Source organism: Pseudoalteromonas sp. G4, assembly GCF_028875915.1.
Taxonomy (GTDB): Bacteria; Pseudomonadota; Gammaproteobacteria; order Enterobacterales; family Alteromonadaceae; genus Pseudoalteromonas.
Map to the genome: position 1 here is coordinate 86,000 of NZ_JAPEHW010000004.1, position 20,945 is coordinate 106,944.

Consider the following 20,945-nt stretch of genomic DNA (forward strand, 5'->3'; position numbering starts at 1 on the left):
AATGAACATTGCACAGTTATCAATTGAAAAGCGAACGATAAGTTGGCTGTTTATTCTGATTTTGCTATTTGGTGGCTATTTTTCTTATCAACAATTGGGGCGTTTGGAAGATCCAGAATTTACTTTAAAAAAAGCCATGGTAATAACCAGTTACCCTGGCGCATCACCTGAACAGGTTGAACAAGAAGTTACCTACCCAATTGAAAATGTGATTCAGCAATTACCTTATGTGGATTATGTAACGTCAATTTCCTCTCCTGGTTTATCTCAAATCACGGTAGAAATGAAAAGTACCTATCGCAAAGAACAACTTAGGCAAATTTGGGATGAACTGCGTCGTAAAATTAATGACTTATCACCTTCCTTACCAGCAGGCGTTTATCCTTCAAAAGTGATGGATGACTTTGGCGATGTTTATGGTGTGCTTTATTCTATTAGCGGTGACGATTATTCCTATGAAGAATTAGAAAATTACGTTGATTATTTACGACGTGAATTGGTACTGGTTGATGGCGTTGGTAAAGTAACGGTAGCTGGTGAGCAAAAACCGCAAGTTACTGTGGAAATATCTAGCCATAAATTGGCACAACTTGGAATTTCTGCCAACGTTATTTACCAGTTACTACAAAATCAAAATACAGTATCTAATGCAGGTAAAGTGACTATTGAGGGCGAATCAATCCGCCTTCATCCTACAGGTGAATTTAAAAACGTATCTGAACTCGAAGATTTACTTATTTCAAAGCCCGGTGCTAAAGAAATTATTTATTTAGGAGATGTGGCTACAGTAAAACGCGAGTACGCTGAAATCCCAGATAACCCAACTCATTATGCTGGCAAACAAACGTTACTACTGGGTGTCTCCTTTGCATCTGGCGTGAACGTTGTTGAAATTGGTAATAAATTAACAAACCATTTAGCGTCACTTGAATATCAACGCCCTTATGGCATTGAAATTAATACACTCTACAACCAACCAAAAGAAGTTGAAAAATCAGTTGACGATTTTATAACATCACTTGTACAAGCGGTATCAATAGTAATCGCTGTATTGCTTCTTTTTATGGGGTTACGAAGTGGCTTATTAATTGGTTCAGTTTTACTAATAACGGTATTTGGTACCTTTATTTTTATGATGATGCAGCAAATTGATCTACAAAGGATCTCACTTGGTGCTCTGATTATAGCGCTTGGTATGCTTGTGGATAATGCCATTGTCATTACTGAAGGCATTTTAGTTGGTTTGAAAAAAGGCTACAGCAAAGTAAAGGCAGCAAATAGTATTGTTGATCAAACAAAGTGGCCGTTGCTTGGTGCTACTGTAATTGCAATTACCGCGTTTGCTCCAATAGGATTAAGTTCAGATGCAACAGGCGAATTTGCCGGAAGTCTTTTTTATGTATTATTAATTTCACTGCTACTTAGTTGGATAACCGCTATTACAGTAACGCCTTTCTTAGCAAGCGTGTTATTTAAGCAAGAAACGAAAAGCACGCAAAGTGAAAATGAAGTTGATACTGATGAACTATATCAAGGTAAACTATTTGTTATTTATGGCAAACTATTAAAAACCGTATTAGCTTGGCCAAAAACAACGCTCAGTTTTATGCTAATTTCATTGCTTGGTGCGCTGGTATTATTTGGCAATGTTAAACAGTCATTTTTCCCACCTTCAAATACACCTATGTTTTATCTTGATTACTGGCGTTATCAAGGTTCAGATATTCGTGCCACAGAGCAGGATATTGCCAAGCTAGAGCAATATTTATTAGCAAAACCCCAGGTAGTTGAAGTAACCAGCACGGTAGGACAAGGTGCCCCGCGCTTTATGTTAACTTATGCACCAGAAAAAATTCACCCAGCCTATGGGCAATTGATTATTCGTACTACTGATTTAGAATCGCTCAACGCTATACTCGCAGAAATACGTGAATATGCAGCTGATAACCTACACAATGCATTTATTAAATTAAAACGTATGGAAATTGGTCCATCAACAGATGCAAAAATAGAGGCTCGTTTCCAAGGTCACGATCCAAAAGTATTACGCAATTTAGCAGAACAGGCGATTGAAATTCTTAAGAATGATGGCAAAGCTCACAATATAAGACATGACTGGCGCGAATTAACTAAAGTCATTCGCCCTCAATTCAATGAACAAAAAGCACGCCGTTTAGGGATCAGTAAGTCGGATTTAGATAATTTGTTACTAACAACCTTGTCAGGTCGTAAAGTGGGCTTATATCGTGAGGGCACACGCATGCTTCCTATCATTACCCGCTCGCCTGCATCTGAGCGTCTTAATGTTGATTCACTCTATGATTTACAAATTTTTAGTCCAACACTGGGGATTTACGTACCAATAGAGCAAATTGTTGATGGCTTTAATACAGAGTGGGAGAACAACCTTATATTGCGACGTGATAGAAAGCGCACTATTACAGTTATGGCAGATCCGAATATTTTAGGCAATGAAACTGCGGCTAACTTATTAAAACGTGTAAAACCATTGATAGATGATATTCAACTTCCGCAAGGCTATCAACTTGAATGGGGCGGCGAATTCGAATCAGCATCGAAAGCACAAAAAGCTATTTTTGGCTCCTTGCCACTTGGTTACCTAGTGATGTTTATCATTACTGTTTTGTTATTTAATTCAATTAAAAAGCCCCTCATTATTTGGGCAACAGTGCCATTAGCTGTTATTGGTGTGACAATTGGTTTGTTTACCATGAATAGCCCGTTTAGTTTTATGGCTTTACTTGGGTTACTCAGTTTGTCTGGCATGCTAATAAAAAATGGCATCGTATTGATGGATCAAATTGAATTAGAGCTATCCCAAGATAAAGCACCTTACATTGCGGTATATCACTCAGCCTTAAGTAGATTAAGACCAGTTTCAATGGCAGCAATTACTACAATTTTAGGTATGATCCCACTGTTGTTTGATGTCTTCTTTAAATCAATGGCAGTTACAATTATGTTTGGATTAGGTTTTGCTACTGTGCTGACATTATTGGTTATCCCAGCCCTTTACAGTTTAGTGTTTAAGGTAAAACCTGCCTAAAAATATTAAATTAGGTATACTGCAAAAAAACGTAAATTGCAGTATACCTATGCTAAAAAGACCATTCTCAGTGCTTGTCGTTATTGAAAATTCACACGATGAATTTCTGTTAATTCAACGTGCTGATGACATAACATTTTGGCAATCTGTAACCGGTTGCATTGAACAAAATGAGTCTGCACTAGAATGCGCCTATCGTGAAGTATTTGAAGAGACAGGCATTAATTGTGAGGCTTCAGGTTATGAAATAGTTCCTCTCAACATCACTAATCAATACGAAATAAGAGAAGACTGGCGTTTTAGATATGAAAAAGGAAGTTATCTAAATACCGAATATGTTTTTCATCTTAAAGTAGATAGCCAAACACATATCAAACTCGCCCCAAAAGAGCATATAAATTTCAAATGGCTTACGTATCAAAATGCACTTCAGTTACTCTCTTCAGAAACGAATAAAAATGCCGTTGAATTGATTTATAAAAGTAAAAAGTGTAAAGAATAACCACCACTTTTTACAAATTAGAACAATTTATACATTCAAAATAGGTACAAGTTAAATTGCGTTAGCTAAAATTTGTCTTAGACTTTAGCGAAGATTTAATTCAATTATTAGAATTAATGTTGCTAATTAATGGACTTGAACTAAGGATGGTTATGAATTCGTTACCAATATCTTTACGCCAACGCTATGAAAACTTTAATTTATCAAAAAAACTAACATTGTCATTTTTGATTGCAGCAGTTATACCACTGCTACTTGTGTTTGTTTTGGCGTATTACAATTCTGCTAATGCAATAAAAGAACAAGTATATAACCAGCTTTCTGCAATTAGCAGTATTAAGCAAAGTGCGCTAGAGCGTTATTTCAAACAAGTTGAATTTAAATTAATCACCACCGCTTTAAATCCGACAACACAAAACGCTGCTTCCGATTTTATTGAAAGTTATGAACAAGTGAGTACAGCAAATTATTCTCGCGCTGAAGTAGAACAATACTACCAAAATACATTTTTTAGTGAATTTAAGAAAAGTAATAACTCTGCCAAAAATTTAGAAATTAATTTAACAAGATTAGATAGTAAAGCAATTGCGCTACAAACCCGTTTTATTACGCAAAATACACATCCAATAGGCAGTAAACAATTACTTAAACAAAGTGCTGCTAATGATGATTATGATAAAACCCATAATCTCTATCATGATTATTTTACAAAACTTATCGAGTACTACGAATTTTATGACTTATTTATTGTTGATAATAATTCTGGCGATATTGTTTATTCTGTTTACAAAGAACTCGATTTTGCAACTTCGTTATTAAGCGGACCTTATAAAGATAGTAATCTAGCAACAGTGTTTAAAAAAGCACGAACACTTTCAAAAGCGCAAAGCGTTGCCTTCAGTGACTATCAAACTTATTACCCCTCGTATAATGCACCTGCGAGTTTTATCGCAACGCCAATTAATTCAGAAGCAACATTAATTTTTCAACTGTCAATTGACGCATTAAATACCATTATGAGTGAACGTGATGGACTTGGTGAAAGTGGTGAAACTTATTTAGTAGGCCCTGACAAATTAATGCGTTCTGATTCGTATCTAGATCCGGTTCATCATTCTGTTATTAATTCATTTAAGTTTCCTGAAAAAGGCGCAGTCGATACCTTTTCTATTCAGCAAGCGCTACAAGGCAATAGCGGACAGAAAATTATCGATGACTATAATGGCAACCCCGTTTTATCTTCATACCACCCACTTAACATTCTTGATACCAATTGGGCACTCATTGCTGAAATTGACGAAAGCGAAGCTTTTGCTGCCGTTGATAGATTAGCCCTGTTATTGACACTAGTATTAATAATCGTGATTGCTGTTATTGCGTTTGTAGCGCCTAAGTTTGCTAACTTCCTATCATCACCAATTAAACACCTCTCAGAGTTAATGAAAAGTGTTGAAAAAACAGGTGATTTTTCAAAACGCACAGCTAATATCAACAGGGATGAAATTGGTGAAACTGCACTTGCCTTTAATAACTTACTAGCAAGTTTACAAACTTCAATTACAGAAACAAATGAAGTCATGCAACAACTCTCTGAGGGTAATTTTAACGCACGCATTACAATTGAGTGTAAAGGTGAGCTTGATTCGCTAAAACGTGCAACAAATGATAGTGCAGAAGCTTTAAACAGCGCCATGCGTGAATTAAACGCCGTTGTAAATGCAATGTCGCAAGGACATTTTGATAAACAAATTTCATTAGCCATGTCAGGTGACCTAAACACGCTTAAAGACAATATAAATTCAACATTAAGTAATTTAGATTTAGCGGTTAACGATATTGTCTGTGTTATGAAGTCTATGGCTCAAGGTGACTTTAAACAGCAAGTCAATATTAAGTGTCATGGTAAGTTAGATGAACTTAAACAAGGAATTAATCAATCCGTTATTAGTATCAATAATGCTTTATCAACAATAGATACGGCAATGGCTGAATTAAGTGACGGTAATTTAGAAGCACAAATAAACGTGCCTCTAAATGGTCAACTAAATGAACTCAAACAGAAAATAAACCGAACCATTTTAAATATTTCTACAGTAATAAATGAAATTTCCTTTGTAATGGCAAATGTCAGCGAAGGCAATTTTAATTCTCAAGTTGAAAGTGAAATGTCAGGGCAATTTTCACGTTTAAAAGACGATGTAAATATGAGCATTAAGTCTGTTAATCACGCTGTTAATGATATAAGCGAAGTAATGAATGGCATCAGCCAGGGTAACTACAAGAAACAAATAACTTCAGAAATGAAAGGTCAGTTACATCACCTTAAATGTAATATAAATGAATCAGTTGAAAGTATTAAAGAAGTCATTACTTCATTAAGTTTTGTTGCAGAGGCAATGAGCAATGGCGATTTTAGTAAGTTTATTGAACTCGACTTTAAAGGTGATTTAGCTCAATTAAAAAATGATATAAATGAGGCGGTTTCTTCTACATCTGCAGCAATAGAAGAAGTATCACAAAGCCTTTCAGCTCTTTCCAAGGGGGATCTAACTAAACAAATGCGCGGCAATTACAACGGCATTTTTAATCAGTTGCAGCATAATATAAATCAAACAACGAAACAGTTAATTGAAGTAATCAGTAATATTCAATCCTCAGCAGAAGAAGTGAAACAGTGCGCTAAAGAAATTTCTGTCAGTAATACTGAAATTAGTGAGCGTACTGAAGAGCAAGCAGCAAGCTTAGAGCAAGCGAGCGCGAGTACTAAAACCATGCTAGAAGAAGTTTTTGGCGTTGTTCAGCAGTCCAAAAATGCTGTTGAACAAAGTAATTGTGCAACTCAAACAGCGCAACAAGGTAAGGAATTATCTATACAAACACAACGCTCAATTGAAGATGTCGAGCAATCAAGTAAGAGCATTAATGAAATCGTTGAAGTGATAGATGGGCTTGCATTTCAAACTAACTTGCTTGCACTTAATGCTGCTGTTGAAGCTGCCCGGGCTGGCGAAAATGGTAGAGGGTTTGCCGTTGTAGCAAATGAAGTTCGTGAACTTGCAAGTAGAAGCGCAAAATCCGCAAAACAAATTCGCGATATTATTACAGACAGTAATGATAAAGTGCATTTAGGCAGTCAATTTGCTATTTCATCTGGAGATAAATTAAATCATATTGTTAATAGAGTTGAAGAAGTGAACCAAAGCATTGAGTTAATAAGTGAAAGTTCTAGCAATCAAAGTAACAGCTTAAAAGAAGTCGATGTGGTGGTTCAGCGTTTAGCCACAATTGTCCAGCAAAATTCTGCAATTACGGAAGAAACTATGGCTGCCGCTAATTTAATGGCGGAACGAGCCGCCAATATGAATAGCTTATTAGCTTACTTTAAAACTGAAGACGTACACACGCCAGAACCTTTAGCGGGTGAACTAATATTAGAAAGTAAATATGCTTAGCTTGTTAAGCTTTAGAAACAATGTGTTATCTCTTAAACTTTGTTTCTAGGATTACGGATGAGGTTGTTCTTTCCACCCCATCCAAATTACCAATTAAATCAAGAGTATGACTTAATTGCTCTAATGAACTCTCTTCGACAATCGCGATTAAGTCATATTCCCCACTAATGGCATAAAGCTGCGTAATTGCCGTAAACCGCTTTAACTCAACGTTAGTTTGTGTTGTGAGTTTTTGCTTAACCTTAATTGATACATGGGCACTCACCCTATTTTGCAAATATGTCTCACTAAGTTTGACACTGTAGCCTGTAATAACCCCTGTACTTTCGAGCCGAGCTAAACGATTTTGAATTGTAGAACGACTCAAAGAAAGCTTTCTCGCTAAGTCAGAGACACTTAATCGAGCATTTTCTTTTAGTGCACTAATTAAACTTTTATCTGTATCGCTTAACATTTTGCTATTCAAGTTGGTTATTTTGATAAATATTAACGTCATTTTGGTTATTTTTAAACTACAAAGTGGCACGAATAAATCGAATAATGCATGAATAAGTAATTTTATAAATTAATGAACAAGTTTGAGGAAAGAGTAATGGCTGTAAATCGTGCTTTATTTGATGATGTAATGGTACCTAACTACGCACCTTCGTCGGTAATCCCTGTTAAAGGTGAAGGTTCTCGAGTATGGGATCAAGATAACAATGAGTTTATTGATTTTGCTGGTGGTATTGCTGTTAACTGTCTAGGCCACTGTCACCCTGCCCTTGTTAATGCATTAAAAACGCAAGCGGATAAGCTTTGGCACCTTTCAAATGTATGGACAAATGAGCCTGCGTTACGATTAGCTCATAAGTTAGTTGAGTCAACATTTGCTGATAAAGTATATTTTGCAAACTCTGGCGCTGAATCAAATGAAGCGGCACTAAAACTTGCACGTCGTTTTGCTCTTGATAATTACGGTGTAGAAAAGTCAAAAATTATTGCATTCAATAAAGGCTTTCATGGCCGCACTTTCTTTACCGTAACTGTAGGCGGCCAAGCTGCTTATTCTGATGGATTTGGTCCAAAACCAGGTGATATCGTACATTGTGATTACAATGACCTAGACGCATTTGCATCATTAATTGACGATAATACGTGTGCTGTAATGCTTGAGCCACTGCAAGGTGAAGGTGGCATCATTTCACCAACGCCAGAGTTTATTCAAGGTGTTCGTGAACTTTGTGATAAACACAATGCTCTTCTTATTTTTGATGAAGTACAAACAGGTGTTGGTCGTACAGGAACACTCTACGCTTATCAAGGTTTAGGTGTTACACCTGATATTCTAACTACTGCGAAAGCACTGGGTGGTGGTTTCCCAATTGGTGCGATGATCACAACTACCGAGATTGCGAAACACCTAGTGATTGGTACACATGGTTCAACTTATGGCGGTAACCCATTAGCGTGTGCTGTTGCTGAAGCTGCATTCGACACGGTTAATCAAGCAGAAGTACTGGAAGGCGTTTCAGCGAAAGAAGCGCTGTTCCGTGAAGGCTTAGAAGCGATTAACGCAAAATACGACGTATTTAGTGAAGTGCGTGGTAAAGGTCTATTACTTGGTGCAGTTCTTAACGATAAATACAAAGGTCGCTCGCGTGATTTCTTAAATGCATCTGCTGATAACGGTTTAATGGCATTAGTTGCTGGTGTTGACGTTGTTCGTTTTACACCATCGCTAGTTATTCCAAATGAAGATATCGCTGAAGGCCTTGCTCGTTTCGAGAAAGCAGTTGCGGCTGTAGTTAACGGTTAAGTACTTTACTGGTTATGTTAGTATTAAGACCAATCAAAACAGATGACTTTGCTGCTTTAAAAGAAGTAGCGAAGGCATCTGGCCATGGCTTTACTTCATTGCCTGTTTGTGACGATTTACTAGAGCGTAAAATTGCACGTGCGGTCGACAGTTTTGTAAAGCAAGTAAATAAACCTCAAGATGAAGGCTATTTATTTGTTTTAGAAGATACCCAGAATAGAGAAATAGTTGGTACAACAGCAATTGAAGCCGCTGTAGGCTTAGATGTCCCTCTTTACCATTACCATATGGGTAAAACAGTTCACCATTCGAGTACGCTAGGGGTATATAACACCGTTGATATACTGAGCATGTGTAATGATTACACTGGCGCAACCGAGATTTGTACTTTGTTTTTGAAAGAGTCTCATCGAAGTGGTTTAGCTGGCCGTTTTCTTTCTCGTATTCGTTTTTTATTTATGGCGCAACATCAAGAACGCTTTTCAAACCGAGTAATTGCAGAAATGCGCGGTGTGTCAGATAAAAATGGACATTCACCTTTTTGGCAATGGCTGCAAGAGCACTTCTTTACTATTGATTTTCCCACCGCAGATCATTTAATTGGTACAGGTAATAAAGTATTTATTTCTGAACTTATGCCTAAATACCCTATTTATGCCAATTTACTCAGTAAAGAAGCGCAAGCGGTGATTGGTAACGTTCATGAGAATACAAAACCTGCGCTAAGATTATTGCAAAAAGAAGGGTTTGAATTTCGCGGCTATGTTGATTTGTTTGATGCAGGTCCAACTGTTGAAGCGCAACTTGATAACATCAAAAGTGTTAAAGAAAGTAGATTATTAACAGTTGAAATTGGTGATCAACAAAGCGTTGATACTTTTGCCATTTCAAATCTTGAAGTAAATGAATTTAAAGCTGTATTCAGCTGTAATATTGCAATTAACGACAGCACAGATGTAGCCGTTATATCACAAGAAATTGCCGATACAATTGGTGTACAAGCTGGCGATTCAATCAGAGTTTTAAAATTAAGTTAGGTCGTGCTTAAACCTACTTTATTTAATTAATTAGATGGCTTGTGTAACTAGGCCATCACTTTAAAGGTAACATTATGCACAACAATGTAGATACATTATTTGACCATTTATGGAATAGCTATTTAGAAGTAACACCTTCAGCAGTAAAGATCCATAAACTACTTGGCGACACACAACAAAGTGATGTTATTAATGACCATATTGCATTAAGAACATTCAATATCGAAAAAGTGGGTCTTGAAAAGTTAGCACAGCACTTTTTAGCTGTAGGTTATACAGAATGTGGTGAGTACCACTTCGAAGCTAAAAAATTGTATGCTAAGCACTTTGAGCACAGCGATCCGACTAAGCCAAAAGTGTTTATTTCAGAACTACTAGTTGAAAAATTCTCGCCTGAGTTACAAAAAACAATTCACGCACTAGTAGAGCAAATTGATGAAGACGCAGTAACTGCTGATAATTTCTTATACTCAGGTGCGCACTGGCAAATTGATTCAGAAACATATCAACAACTACTGACTGAATCAGAATACGCTGCTTGGACTGCTGCTTGGGGTTATCGTGCAAATCACTTTACTGTGAGCATTAATCACCTTGCGAACTTCGAGACAATTGAAGCTGTAAACAATGCACTTAAAGATGCAGGTTTTGAACTTAATAGTTCGGGCGGTGAAATTAAAGGTTCTCCAGAAGTGTTATTAGAGCAGTCATCAACACTTGCAGACAAAGCAGATGTTGACTTTAGTGATGGCGTTAAAGCTATTCCAAGTTGTTTTTATGAATTTGCATTACGTTATGTAAAACCAGATGGTGAAATTTACACAGGTTTTGTTGCTGCATCAGCTGACAAAATTTTTGAAAGTACCAATGCCCGTTAATTCATTTAACAACTCAAACTAAAAAAACGAGCTCTAAGCTCGTTTTTTATTGCAACATTACTATACTTCATACAGCAACAATCGGTTTGTAGCCTTTTGTTTATATTAATTAAAAAAGATATCGCTACTGGATGAGACGCTTAATATTATTGCTGTTTGTATTTTCCACATTTGTAAATGCCAAAATTAGCAGAGTGGATATTTATACCTATCATTATATGCCTCCTTATATTATCAATTTAAAGGAGCGTTCAGGTTTATACTTTGATTTTGTTGATTTACTCAATCAAATGAATTCAGGTTATACCTTTAATCTTATCTATATGCCTAGAAAACGGTTAGATTATCGCTTGGAGCAAAATAAACTCGACGGTATTGTGATTGGCGTTAACCCTAAATGGTTTAAAGATGCGAGCCAAACCCGTTTTTTATGGTCGCCATCTATAATGCAAGACAAAGATGTCTTTGTCAGTCTTAGGCAAAACCCTATTGAGGTTCATAAGTTTATAGATTTAAGAGGTAAACGCGTTGGGGGTATTCGAGGTTTTAGATATATTGGCATAGATGAGTTAGCAACACAGCAGATTATCGAACGAGTTGATACGCAAACAGAAAGCCAGCTTTTCGATATGTTAAAAAAAGAGCGAATTGATACTGCGATTTTAAGCATTTATACCTTTTATTATTTAAGCGAAAATAACTCAAGCGATTATTATATAGCTTCAAAGCAACACGATGCATTTTCACGCCATTTCTTAATTCCGAAAAGTGATAATAAAATGTTACATGTCACATTAAGTAACATATTAAACAGTGAAGAATTTACTAAACACTGGAATCAACGCTTAGTTAACTATAGTATGCCAATTCATTAAAGCCCTTTTTAGTTTTTTCATGTCAAAAGCCAGTTTGATTTTCATTTTACTTTTTGCAGCAAGTTGTTGTGGATTACTGCTTTTGGTTGATGCTGCATTTTTACAGCATTCACATGAAATGCTTTGGCATGTTCCCTACCGCTCGTTTGTTATCATGTTTTTATTAGTATGTATTGCTTCTATGGGAAAACTAATTGCAGGTAATTCTTTTTATGAGCAAAGCATTGCAAATATTGGTCTTTATGGCGCACTTACGTGGTTTCCCGTATCGCTCATTTTTTCGGGCAATGTTAGAAATATTTTCAGCGCGAGTAGCCTTGTAAGTTATGACACATGGTTACTCTTTAGTATGGTTCCGTTAATTTGCACGCTGCTTCTCACTATTGCAATCGCAATTAAATATTTTATTAAACGCTAATTAGTGTTTTGCATCGTTAATTGGTAACTAACAAAATTGTTAAGCGAATTGGAAACTTGTGTACTTTCCAGATCACTCAATTTAAACCGATAACTAAAAAAGCAGTGACTTGTATTTAAGGCTCCAAGATTTCCTAGTAGTTTCAAATTACTATTCATAAAGCTTGAACCATACAGCCCTTGTGCAGAAGAGCATGTTCTCAGTGTATCTAACTTTGGAAAATGGCGAGACCAAATAGTGCTGTATAACTCTGAAATCACCAAAGAATAAGGCAATACATTTTCTGTACGGCTTTCCATTGCCTCTAGCGTATTCAACATTAAGTTTCTGCGTTGCCAATTTAACTCAGAATTTGGTTTTGGTGGGTGCATCACCGTTAACTTAACACTTTGATTTTTTATTAGTAAGATCATCTCTAAAATATCACCTCGTTCATCTAAAAACGTGTTTTTCCGTTTCGAAGATATTGCGAACTTGGTGATCACCGCAATATTACTGGCTAAGCCTTCTTTTTGTCTTAGCCCGTAACTAAATCTGCCTTCACTTAGTGTTTTTAACTGAGATTTATGTAATTCATTTACATTAAATAAAACTATCACGTCTTTATTAAGCGATTGTAACTTTTCATAAATTGGGGCTATTTGATTATTTAAGTCGTCATCAAAGGTATATTGTACAACTGAAATTCGAGGCAGTTCAGTACGTGTTACTATTTGCTCTTTTTGTTCTGACAAAAAATCAATATTGATATAGCCATTAAAATTAGAAGTAATTACAAGGGCATTAATAATAAGCAGTGTAAACATTAATGCCTTGTTCCAAAGACCTAGCAGAGTACTTAAAAGTACAGAAAACAGTGCGAACTGAACTTGAAAGTTAGTTAAAAGGTCAAGTGCATAAATTGTTTTAAAGAAATCTACGCGTGGCAGTAATTGGCCAAGAAACAATACAAAAATAATAAAGACAAAAAGCGTACGCACTGTAAATTCTCATTATTAAATAATGAAAAAGTTTAGTTCAGATATGGTTTAAATGCTTAATTTTTAAGATTGTTTATTTAATTTGGGTTTTGAGGTAGTAAGGTGAGCTTCGCTCACCTTAGTAATTTAATTACGCTTTAAACTTAATGTGCCTGATAGTCGTTTAGTTTTAGGCTTATGCTTTGCTTTTTTAGAATCACTTTGTTTTGCAGTAAATGGTTTGTTTCTACTCGTTGAATGTTTTTTAGAGGGCTGCTGCGTTTTATTAACGTCTATTGAGCGCTCTTGCGTTTTACTTGAATTTTCAATTGATGCGTTAATTTGCATCATTTCTTCTTCCGTCAAAAAACGCCAGTTCCCTACCGCTAAGTCATTTAGAGCGACGTTCATAATACGCACGCGTTTTAATTTTGTGACTTCATAGCCTAAATATTCACACATACGCCTGATTTGTCGGTTTAAGCCCTGGGTTAAAATGATGTTAAAGCGTTTTTTACCAAGCTGTTTTACCTTACATGGTTTAGTAACTGTGTCGAGAATTGGAATACCTGAACTCATTTTTTTAACGAAGTTCTGATCAATGTCTTTATCTACAGTAACAATGTATTCTTTTTCGTGATTGTTACCTGCACGTAGAATTTTATTAACGATATCGCCTTCATTAGTCAGGAAAATTAGTCCTTCTGACGGTCTATCTAAACGTCCGATTGGGAAAATACGTTCCTTGTAATTAACAGCAGAAACAATATTGCTTTTAATTTTTTTCTCGGTAGTACATGTTACACCTACCGGTTTGTTATAAGCGATATAGACACGTTTTGGTTTCGCTTTAAGTGGTTTACCATTTACGATAATGTCGTCTGAATCGGATACTTTTAATCCCATTTCTGCAACAGAACCATTTACCACAACCTTACCATCGGCAATTAAAGAGTCTGCTTCACGACGAGAGCATATACCGGTTTCACTGATGAATTTATTTAAACGCTTTAATTCACTCATAACTTCTAGCTTTAAATCATTTGTGTATATTGTAAAACAGCCACTGTTAAAAGGCTTGTCTTTTATCGCATTGCGCTTACATGGTAAAATATTTCTTTTGTAATTTTTAAGTTCAATATGTTGTTAAATCCAAATTGGCGTATTTTGACCATTGGCGACGGTGACCTCACATTCTCCTATTCATTAAAAAAACACCATCAAATCAAAAATCTTAGTGCGACTGTTTTGGATGATAAAAAAACACTGACCACAAAATATAAAGATAACGGTCTTTCTGGTTTAACCAATTTAGGTGAAAAGGTGTTTTTTGAGCTTGATATTACGAACAAAACAACTTGGCCAAATAAACTTAAAAACGCATTTGATTTAGTAATCTTTCAATTTCCTTTAGTGCCTGCCGCTAAAAGCTGTGAAGACTTTACCAATGCGCCAAGCCAAAACATTGTTAATCGTGCTTTATTAAGAGATTACTTAAAGGCGTGTTTTAATTATTTTCTTGATGAAAATGGATTGCGTTTAAGTTACATCACGTCAAAAGAGGTAAAACCCTATCTTCATTGGCAAATTGAAACCGATTTAACTGTCGATACAAATATTACCCACATGGGCAAACAGGTTTTTGATTATGCTCTTTTCCCTGATTATCAAATTCGCAATGTGGATAGAGATAAGAAAGTTAAAGACACAGAAGGTTTTATATATGCCTATTCTGACAAACCACAAGACGATGATATTTTGAAAGTGTTTACGCCCTTTAAATATATTAATGATAAATATTGTGCGCTATGTCGTGTTGGACCGTATAGTTCAGATGAAAATGAAAAGAGACACATAGCAAGTAAAAAGCACCAAAGACTTTCTCAATATCAACAAGAATGGTTTTTGTACTTAGATTCTATCAAATAATATACATGGTCTTACCATCCCCCATTAACCGCAACATTCTTGGTAAAATGTGCCTTCTATGGTATGTTGCGGCAATTTTTATATTAACCGTTAGTATTCATGTCAACGATAGAAGCAAACTCTCAAGAAAACCAAAACAAAGGGCTATTTAATCGCTTTTTAGCCACGGTTGAATTTCTCGGTAATTTATTACCGCACCCTATAACCTTATTTGCAATGTTCTGTGTTGCTATTGTTATTTTTAGTGGAATTGCAGATTGGATGGGAGTTAGCGCCATCGACCCACGTCCTGAAGGTGCTAAAGGTCGCGCTCCTGATGGTGTAATTGAAGTCGTTTCACTTATGAGTGCTGAAGGATTACAACGTATTGTTACCGGACTGGTTACAAACTTTACTGGGTTTGCACCACTTGGAACGGTACTTGTTGCATTATTAGGTGTAAGCGTAGCTGAGCATTCTGGTATGTTATCTGCGGCGATGCGCGGCATGGTAATGGGCGCACCAAAAAGGTTAGTTACCTTTATGGTAGTTTTTGCGGCTATTCTTTCTAATACAGCATCTGAGCTTGGTTATGTTGTATTAATTCCATTAGCAGCAATGATATTCCACAGTCTTGGACGTCACCCTCTTGCAGGCCTTGCTGCAGCGTTTGCTGGTGTATCTGGCGGTTATAGCGCTAACCTTTTGCTAGGAACAATTGATCCTCTTCTTGCCGGTATTACGACGCCTGCAGCACAAATGATTGACCCAACGTATGAAGTCGGTCCAGAAGCAAACTATTACTTTATGGCTATTTCAGTAATTTTAATTGCCGTTGTGGGTACTTGGGTTACTGAAAAAATTGTTGAACCTCGTTTAGGTAAATACAACAATGATGAAGCAAGTATTGATCTTTCAGATAACAAAATTGACCATTTAAGTGACATTGAACGCAAAGGTTTACGCTATGCAGGTCTAGCGTTTTTAGCAACGTGCGCAGTGTTAGCTACTACCATTGTGCCTGAAAACGGTATTCTACGTCACCCTGAAACAGGTCTTGTAGCAGGCTCACCATTTCTAAAAGGCATCGTTGTATTTATCTTTGTTACCTTTGCAATTCCTGGTTTTGTTTATGGTCGAGTTGTAGGCTCAATGAAAAATGACCGTGATATTATTGATGCAATGTCTAAAAGCATGAGCTCGATGGGAATGTATATTGTACTTGTATTCTTTGCGGCTCAGTTTGTTGCATTCTTTAAGTGGACAAATTTAGGCACTATTTTAGCGGTTAAAGGCGCTGCGATGTTAACCGCGCTGAATTTAACTGGTCCTGAAGTATTTGTGTTATTTATTTTTATGTGTGCCGTTGTTAACTTGAGCCTTGGCTCGTCATCAGCACAATGGGCGATTACAGCACCGATTTTCGTACCAATGCTTATGCTAATTGGTTACGCACCAGAAACTATTCAAGCGGCTTATCGTATTGGTGACTCTGTAACAAACTTGATTACGCCAATGATGAGCTATTTTGGGTTAATATTGGCAGTTGCGACTAAATATAAGAAAGATATGGGTATAGGTACGCTAGTAGCGACCATGTTACCGTATTCTATGTTCTTCTTTATTGGGTGGGTGTGTTTATTCTATTTATGGGTATTTGTGTTAGGAATGCCTGTTGGTCCTAACTCACCAATTTACTATACGCCTTAGTAGTTACAGCTAAAACACTAGATAAAAAAAGGAGCAGTTAATGCTCCTTTTTTGTATTTAATTTTCGATAGTTAGATTTGTATATCTAAATTCGAAATTTAAAGATTATTTCTTAAATGCTTTTCTGATCTTTTGACGATTTTGCATTTGTGCTTCAGCGCCATATTGCGTTGCTCTGTTTGAACGAATGCGTTTTTGTAACGATGTTTTCTTGCCAATCTTTTTGATCAAACCTTCGCGGTTACTCACTTCGAAACCTGGATAATAAATTCGCTTAACTTTATCGCGGATTAAATCTTCAATTTGAGCAAGTACATGTTCTTCTTCGCGACTCACTAACGAGATTGCAAAGCCTTTTTGGCCAGCGCGTCCTGTACGACCAATACGGTGAACATAGTCTTCTGCAAGGTAAGGCAAGTCAAAGTTGATAACTCGCGGTAATCCAGCAATATCTAAACCACGCGCCGCAACTTCAGTACCCACTAAAATAGTCGTTTTACCTTCTTTGAATTCACGCAGAGCACGTCGGCGATTGCCTTGGCTTTTGTCACCATGAATTACACCAACCGTTACTCCGTACTGTGTAAGCTCATCAACAATAAGTTGCACATCTTCTTTCATATTTACGAAAACAAGTACTTGTTTCCAACCTTTACGGCAAATAAGTTCAGAAAGGAGTTCCAATTTACGTTCGTTTGAAACTGGGTAAGCAACATGGGTGATGGTACTTGCTGTTTCGTTATCACGGCTTACTTGTACAATTTTAGGATGAACTAATGTTTTAGTTGCAAATTGTTTCACAGCTGATGGATAAGTTGCTGAGAATAATAATGTTTGCTTTTGTTTAGCACATTGCTCCAAGATAGTTTCGATGTCAGAGCGAAAGCCCATATCAAGCATACGATCAGCTTCATCTAAAACAACATGGCATGCATTATTCAGTGCCAAATTACCTTTTCGTAAATGCTCGATTAAACGCCCAGGTGTTGCAACTAAAATATCGCACCCCTTTTGAATACGGTTAATCTGTTTGTCATGTTCAACACCGCCAAAAATCGCTACTGATTTAATATTATTAAAAGCACAATATTGTTTAATGTTGTGGTCAATTTGGTCAACTAACTCACGCGTTGGCGCTAAAATAACAGCACGAATAGTGTTACCGTCAGCTTGATTATCTAACAGTTTTTGAATAATTGGTAATGCAAAGGCTGCTGTTTTACCAGTACCTGTTTGTGCACTTGCAAGTACGTCGTGTCCACGACGAACGTGCGGTATCGCCATTTTTTGTACTGGCGTAAGTGTTTCATAACCCATTTTATCCAGTGCCGTAAGTATTGAATCGGCAAAGCTAAAGGATTTGAAGTTCATATTTTTGAAGACCTTTTGAGGGAGTTAATTACATTATAACAAGGATAGTGTTGTGCGGAAACGTGATATAAAAGCGACCATTCTGGTCGCTTGTATTTAAACTTGAAGCTAAGGCGTAATAATGAAGTCACTTTGGTTAAGTTGAGTGAGTTTATCACCCACTAAGTGCTCTTTAAAATGACTCATTAAGTCAAGTCCAAACTCAATTTGTTTGTCATTAAGTGGCACATAAGGTAAGCGGAAAACAGGTTTTACTGCACCTGTTAAGGCCAACGCTGTATTAATTGAAATTGGATTTGGTTCACAAAACAGCCAAGAAATTAGCTGTTGGCATTCATTATTTAACTGAGTATTTTCATTGTCCATCAGCTCTCGAAAAACCGAAGGGATCAAGTTTGATGTGACAGAGATTACACCATGAGCATTTGCTTTATGGCGTGCATCGTGCGCTTCATCATCATTTCCTGACCAACAGGCAATCCCTTTATTTTCGTAATAAGCAATACGTTCATTACCAGCACATTCTTTAACACCGATAAAATTTTCACTGTGCGCAAGTTGCTCAATGATTTCAGGTGTTAAATCTTGACCAGTACGCCCTGGTACGTTGTAAATAAATGCAGGACCTATTTCGAGCACTTTTTCAAAATGTGCAATTACACCTTGAATTGATGAACGGCCATAATAAGGATTGATTTGCAGTGCTGCATCCATACCCGTTGCAAACCCGTATTCAGTCGCTTTTATCGCTTCTTTGGTATTGTTACTACCAGTATTACCAATAATAAGTAATTTATTTTTAAATTGGTTAACACTATGCGCTATTAGCATTAGGTGCTCTTCCCAATTCATTAATTGACCTTCACCAGTTGTACCACCAACAATGATACCGTCAACACCTGCTGCAATTTGCTTTTCAACAAGCTCATCGTATGTTGCTAGGTCTATTTCGCCATTAGCAAGATAAGGTGTTTTAATTGCGGTGATTAAACTGGCTTTTTTTATTGAGACAACGTTAGTCATAAATTCTTTTCATTGTTAAATTTTGCAACATTTTAACCATAAACACCGACGATCGTAAGTAGCTAAAAGGCCTTATACAAAAATTCTTGTACTTTTTTTTTATTAAGATATATTAACTGTATATTTATACAGTTAATATATCTTATGATTATCTCAGAGTATTTTGAAAACTACTTTTATTCATTGAAACAGTTAGCTTCACACACCTTTGTTAAAGAACAACAATTAAGCGATTGGATTGATTTATGTATATTGCCAAATGCTGCCTACCATTTAAAAAAACAAGTGCAATCAAGTTCATTTTTTGGCATTACTGATTTCAATGAAGAAAAAGAATATTTTGCTCGTGGCTATACAAAGTGGATTGAACTAATAAAGCCCTATTCGGATTTAAGTTCTGCACAAGCGTATTCTGTCTTTTATCAACAATACGCTAAATGCGTTAACCACCTGCAACTCAAGGGTTTAGAGTTTAATTCAGACTATTTCGAAAATTTAGAAGAACGTATCCAAGATCATTGGCAGTTATTTTTAGCTGGTAAATACGGGGTGATCACAGCTAACGGCTTTATTCATGAAATTGTTGCGTTAGAGAGTGTGGACTTTTTAGCCAAAAATGCAGAGCTAAATGATGACCAACTAAAAAAGTGTATTCGATTATTAGAAAGATCTTTAAGTTATCCACCTGCGCAGCTTAATTGTGTGTCTAATTCACACACATTATTAAATAACCTTAACAGTGCACAGTAGCGTTACAATTTACGTAACGCTCCCTCTTAGAATCGAAACAACCAGTTTATGCTTACTGAATTTGTTTTAATTTCAGCTATTTCTGTTTGTTCAAAATCTAAAGTAAATGCCATTGATTTACTAACGCCATAACCTATACCAAAGCCTGTTAGTAATGATGCTCCGCGATCATCTTGGCTTATAACATTAAAACTATCGTTGCTCTTTTCTAGCACATCAAATTGATTGTCCCAGCCTTGTAAACCAACTAATGCTTTAACAAAAATCGAATCAGAAAAAGGGTATGTTGCGACGAGTGAAATATCAGCGCCTATTGTTTTAAACTCGCCCTTATGTAATGTATTTGTTTTTTTCTTGCCATCGGATGACGTTGTTTGCTCGATAAGCTTGAAGTCCCCTTCACCAAAATTAGTTATGCCAAGTTCTACCGCCAAATAGCGATTGAATTGATAACCTGAAAGCAGTCTCGCGCCAATTGCGTTATTTGATTCTTCTAGTTTTAACTGTCCAAGTGATTGCTTAGAAATAGTAGGTGCAAAATTCAAATCACTGTAATTATGATTCTTGGCACTTAAACCAAAATACATAAATTGATTTTTATCTTTAGCATGAAGATTTGATGAAAAAATGAAAGTAGATAACAGAAATATAAATGAGGCGCTTTTCATTAATGTCCCTTTGATGAAATATGTTAATACTAAGATTAAAAAACCTTAGTAAATTAAAGCGCGGCTATAATGCGTTTAAAATCCATATCAATCAAGCACTATTACATTTATTAACAATTAGTTACCAAAGATTAGCTGCCAAAAACTAGGCTCATGAATTTTGTGATATTGCTTTCTTAGTTGATCAATTTTAAGCAACTTTTTCTGTGCTAACTCTAAATCTCCACCGGCATTTTTTATTTCACTTACCAGTTTTAGAACCTCATCTATGCCTTTTATTGACTCTTCTTGCTTTCGATTAAAACCAATTTGCTTCGATTTTTTTAATGCGCTTTCAATATTAGCTAGATGTGCCATTAACTCTTCTGAACTTTTTGCTTTACGTGCAAGCTTGTAGCTTAGCGCCATTTCTTTCATTACAAGCCCTAGTTCACTCTCTTGCGCGTGTATTGGCTTCAAAAATACTAGCAAAAATACCAAAAACAAAAATTTCATATTCAACCTCTTATAAAATACGGCGCTATTTTAA

At 36.2% G+C, this 20,945-nt stretch carries 18 protein-coding genes; 11 read left to right on the plus strand and 7 right to left on the minus strand.

From position 1 onward, the window contains the following. The first annotated feature begins 1 nt into the window (after position 1). From ON073_RS03335 to ON073_RS03345, 3 genes are all read left to right on the plus strand, one after another. Complete coding sequence (locus ON073_RS03335; protein ID WP_274760446.1) at positions 2 to 3,067, plus strand: efflux RND transporter permease subunit; 3,066 nt, start codon at positions 2 to 4, stop codon at positions 3,065 to 3,067. A 49-nt stretch (positions 3,068 to 3,116) separates the two neighbouring features. Then, positions 3,117 to 3,569, plus strand: a complete 453-nt coding sequence (gene nudB / locus ON073_RS03340) for a dihydroneopterin triphosphate diphosphatase (protein WP_274760447.1) — start codon at positions 3,117 to 3,119, stop codon at positions 3,567 to 3,569. Between the two features lie 152 nt (positions 3,570 to 3,721). Next, positions 3,722 to 7,021, plus strand: a complete 3,300-nt coding sequence (locus tag ON073_RS03345) for a methyl-accepting chemotaxis protein (protein ID WP_274760448.1) — start codon at positions 3,722 to 3,724, stop codon at positions 7,019 to 7,021. Between the two features lie 25 nt (positions 7,022 to 7,046). Here ON073_RS03345 and ON073_RS03350 read toward each other — a convergent pair whose 3' ends face one another. Continuing rightward, the gene (locus tag ON073_RS03350) at positions 7,047 to 7,475 is read right to left on the minus strand and encodes an Lrp/AsnC family transcriptional regulator (RefSeq protein ID WP_274760482.1); all 429 of its coding nucleotides are present in this window, start codon (positions 7,473 to 7,475) and stop codon (positions 7,047 to 7,049) included. Between the two features lie 138 nt (positions 7,476 to 7,613). Between ON073_RS03350 and ON073_RS03355 the strand changes: the two genes are divergently transcribed. The 5 genes from ON073_RS03355 (at position 7,614) to ON073_RS03375 (ending at position 12,027) form a co-directional block, all read left to right on the plus strand. Further along, positions 7,614 to 8,819 carry an aspartate aminotransferase family protein gene (locus tag ON073_RS03355; protein ID WP_274760449.1) on the plus strand — a complete coding sequence of 402 codons (1,206 nt, stop codon included), beginning with the start codon at positions 7,614 to 7,616 and terminating at the stop codon, positions 8,817 to 8,819. Between the two features lie 14 nt (positions 8,820 to 8,833). Next, positions 8,834 to 9,856, plus strand: a complete 1,023-nt coding sequence (gene astA / locus ON073_RS03360) for an arginine N-succinyltransferase (protein ID WP_274760450.1) — start codon at positions 8,834 to 8,836, stop codon at positions 9,854 to 9,856. A gap of 74 nt (positions 9,857 to 9,930) precedes the next feature. Then, entirely contained in the window at positions 9,931 to 10,734 is an 804-nt protein-coding gene (locus tag ON073_RS03365; protein WP_274760451.1) for a DUF1338 domain-containing protein, read from the plus strand. Positions 10,735 to 10,865: 131 nt separating this feature from the next. After that, positions 10,866 to 11,609 carry a substrate-binding periplasmic protein gene (locus ON073_RS03370; RefSeq protein WP_274760452.1) on the plus strand — a complete coding sequence of 248 codons (744 nt, stop codon included), beginning with the start codon at positions 10,866 to 10,868 and terminating at the stop codon, positions 11,607 to 11,609. Between the two features lie 19 nt (positions 11,610 to 11,628). Then, positions 11,629 to 12,027 carry a hypothetical protein gene (locus ON073_RS03375; protein WP_274760453.1) on the plus strand — a complete coding sequence of 133 codons (399 nt, stop codon included), beginning with the start codon at positions 11,629 to 11,631 and terminating at the stop codon, positions 12,025 to 12,027. Here the strand turns inward: ON073_RS03375 and ON073_RS03380 are convergent. Next, entirely contained in the window at positions 12,024 to 13,007 is a 984-nt protein-coding gene (locus tag ON073_RS03380) for a hypothetical protein (RefSeq protein ID WP_274760454.1), read from the minus strand. The two genes, ON073_RS03375 and ON073_RS03380, sit on opposite strands and share 4 nt — an antisense overlap. A gap of 126 nt (positions 13,008 to 13,133) precedes the next feature. Beyond that, a complete protein-coding gene (gene rluF / locus ON073_RS03385) occupies positions 13,134 to 14,009 on the minus strand; it encodes a 23S rRNA pseudouridine(2604) synthase RluF (protein WP_274760455.1) in 876 nt (291 codons plus the stop codon). Positions 14,010 to 14,126: 117 nt separating this feature from the next. Here rluF and ON073_RS03390 point away from each other — a divergent pair, with 117 nt between their 5' ends. Both ON073_RS03390 and ON073_RS03395 read left to right on the plus strand, forming a co-directional pair. Next, complete coding sequence (locus ON073_RS03390; protein WP_274760456.1) at positions 14,127 to 14,915, plus strand: Rossmann-like fold-containing protein; 789 nt, start codon at positions 14,127 to 14,129, stop codon at positions 14,913 to 14,915. 99 nt (positions 14,916 to 15,014) lie between these two features. Then, positions 15,015 to 16,604, plus strand: a complete 1,590-nt coding sequence (locus ON073_RS03395) for an AbgT family transporter (protein WP_274760457.1) — start codon at positions 15,015 to 15,017, stop codon at positions 16,602 to 16,604. A gap of 105 nt (positions 16,605 to 16,709) precedes the next feature. On the opposite strand, the gene ON073_RS03400 is transcribed toward ON073_RS03395, so the two are convergent. Both ON073_RS03400 and dapA read right to left on the minus strand, forming a co-directional pair. After that, entirely contained in the window at positions 16,710 to 17,975 is a 1,266-nt protein-coding gene (locus ON073_RS03400; RefSeq protein WP_274760458.1) for a DEAD/DEAH box helicase, read from the minus strand. Between the two features lie 108 nt (positions 17,976 to 18,083). After that, positions 18,084 to 18,998 carry a 4-hydroxy-tetrahydrodipicolinate synthase gene (gene dapA / locus ON073_RS03405; RefSeq protein ID WP_274760459.1) on the minus strand — a complete coding sequence of 305 codons (915 nt, stop codon included), beginning with the start codon at positions 18,996 to 18,998 and terminating at the stop codon, positions 18,084 to 18,086. A gap of 144 nt (positions 18,999 to 19,142) precedes the next feature. Between dapA and ON073_RS03410 the strand changes: the two genes are divergently transcribed. Beyond that, the gene (locus tag ON073_RS03410; RefSeq protein WP_274760460.1) at positions 19,143 to 19,748 is read left to right on the plus strand and encodes a DUF6058 family natural product biosynthesis protein; all 606 of its coding nucleotides are present in this window, start codon (positions 19,143 to 19,145) and stop codon (positions 19,746 to 19,748) included. A 26-nt stretch (positions 19,749 to 19,774) separates the two neighbouring features. Here ON073_RS03410 and ON073_RS03415 read toward each other — a convergent pair whose 3' ends face one another. Both ON073_RS03415 and ON073_RS03420 read right to left on the minus strand, forming a co-directional pair. Next, positions 19,775 to 20,416, minus strand: a complete 642-nt coding sequence (locus tag ON073_RS03415) for an outer membrane beta-barrel protein (RefSeq protein ID WP_274760461.1) — start codon at positions 20,414 to 20,416, stop codon at positions 19,775 to 19,777. Positions 20,417 to 20,533: 117 nt separating this feature from the next. Further along, on the minus strand, positions 20,534 to 20,911 hold the full coding sequence (locus ON073_RS03420) for a cytochrome b562 (protein WP_274760462.1): 378 nt from the start codon (positions 20,909 to 20,911) through the stop codon (positions 20,534 to 20,536). Between the last annotated feature and the right edge of the window lie 34 nt (positions 20,912 to 20,945).

Excerpts from the sequence above, each read along its gene's own strand:
- ON073_RS03335 (WP_274760446.1), top strand. The coding sequence starts at position 2 with ATGAACATTGCACAGTTATCAATTGAAAAGCGAACGATAAGTTGGCTG.
- nudB (WP_274760447.1), top strand. The coding sequence starts at position 3,117 with ATGCTAAAAAGACCATTCTCAGTGCTTGTCGTTATTGAAAATTCACAC.
- ON073_RS03345 (WP_274760448.1), top strand. The coding sequence starts at position 3,722 with ATGAATTCGTTACCAATATCTTTACGCCAACGCTATGAAAACTTTAAT.
- ON073_RS03350 (WP_274760482.1), bottom strand. The coding sequence starts at position 7,475 with ATGTTAAGCGATACAGATAAAAGTTTAATTAGTGCACTAAAAGAAAAT.
- ON073_RS03355 (WP_274760449.1), top strand. The coding sequence starts at position 7,614 with ATGGCTGTAAATCGTGCTTTATTTGATGATGTAATGGTACCTAACTAC.
- astA (WP_274760450.1), top strand. The coding sequence starts at position 8,834 with ATGTTAGTATTAAGACCAATCAAAACAGATGACTTTGCTGCTTTAAAA.
- ON073_RS03365 (WP_274760451.1), top strand. The coding sequence starts at position 9,931 with ATGCACAACAATGTAGATACATTATTTGACCATTTATGGAATAGCTAT.
- ON073_RS03370 (WP_274760452.1), top strand. The coding sequence starts at position 10,866 with ATGAGACGCTTAATATTATTGCTGTTTGTATTTTCCACATTTGTAAAT.
- ON073_RS03375 (WP_274760453.1), top strand. The coding sequence starts at position 11,629 with ATGTCAAAAGCCAGTTTGATTTTCATTTTACTTTTTGCAGCAAGTTGT.
- rluF (WP_274760455.1), bottom strand. The coding sequence starts at position 14,009 with ATGAGTGAATTAAAGCGTTTAAATAAATTCATCAGTGAAACCGGTATA.
- ON073_RS03390 (WP_274760456.1), top strand. The coding sequence starts at position 14,127 with ATGTTGTTAAATCCAAATTGGCGTATTTTGACCATTGGCGACGGTGAC.
- ON073_RS03395 (WP_274760457.1), top strand. The coding sequence starts at position 15,015 with ATGTCAACGATAGAAGCAAACTCTCAAGAAAACCAAAACAAAGGGCTA.
- ON073_RS03400 (WP_274760458.1), bottom strand. The coding sequence starts at position 17,975 with ATGAACTTCAAATCCTTTAGCTTTGCCGATTCAATACTTACGGCACTG.
- dapA (WP_274760459.1), bottom strand. The coding sequence starts at position 18,998 with ATGACTAACGTTGTCTCAATAAAAAAAGCCAGTTTAATCACCGCAATT.
- ON073_RS03410 (WP_274760460.1), top strand. The coding sequence starts at position 19,143 with ATGATTATCTCAGAGTATTTTGAAAACTACTTTTATTCATTGAAACAG.
- ON073_RS03415 (WP_274760461.1), bottom strand. The coding sequence starts at position 20,416 with ATGAAAAGCGCCTCATTTATATTTCTGTTATCTACTTTCATTTTTTCA.
- ON073_RS03420 (WP_274760462.1), bottom strand. The coding sequence starts at position 20,911 with ATGAAATTTTTGTTTTTGGTATTTTTGCTAGTATTTTTGAAGCCAATA.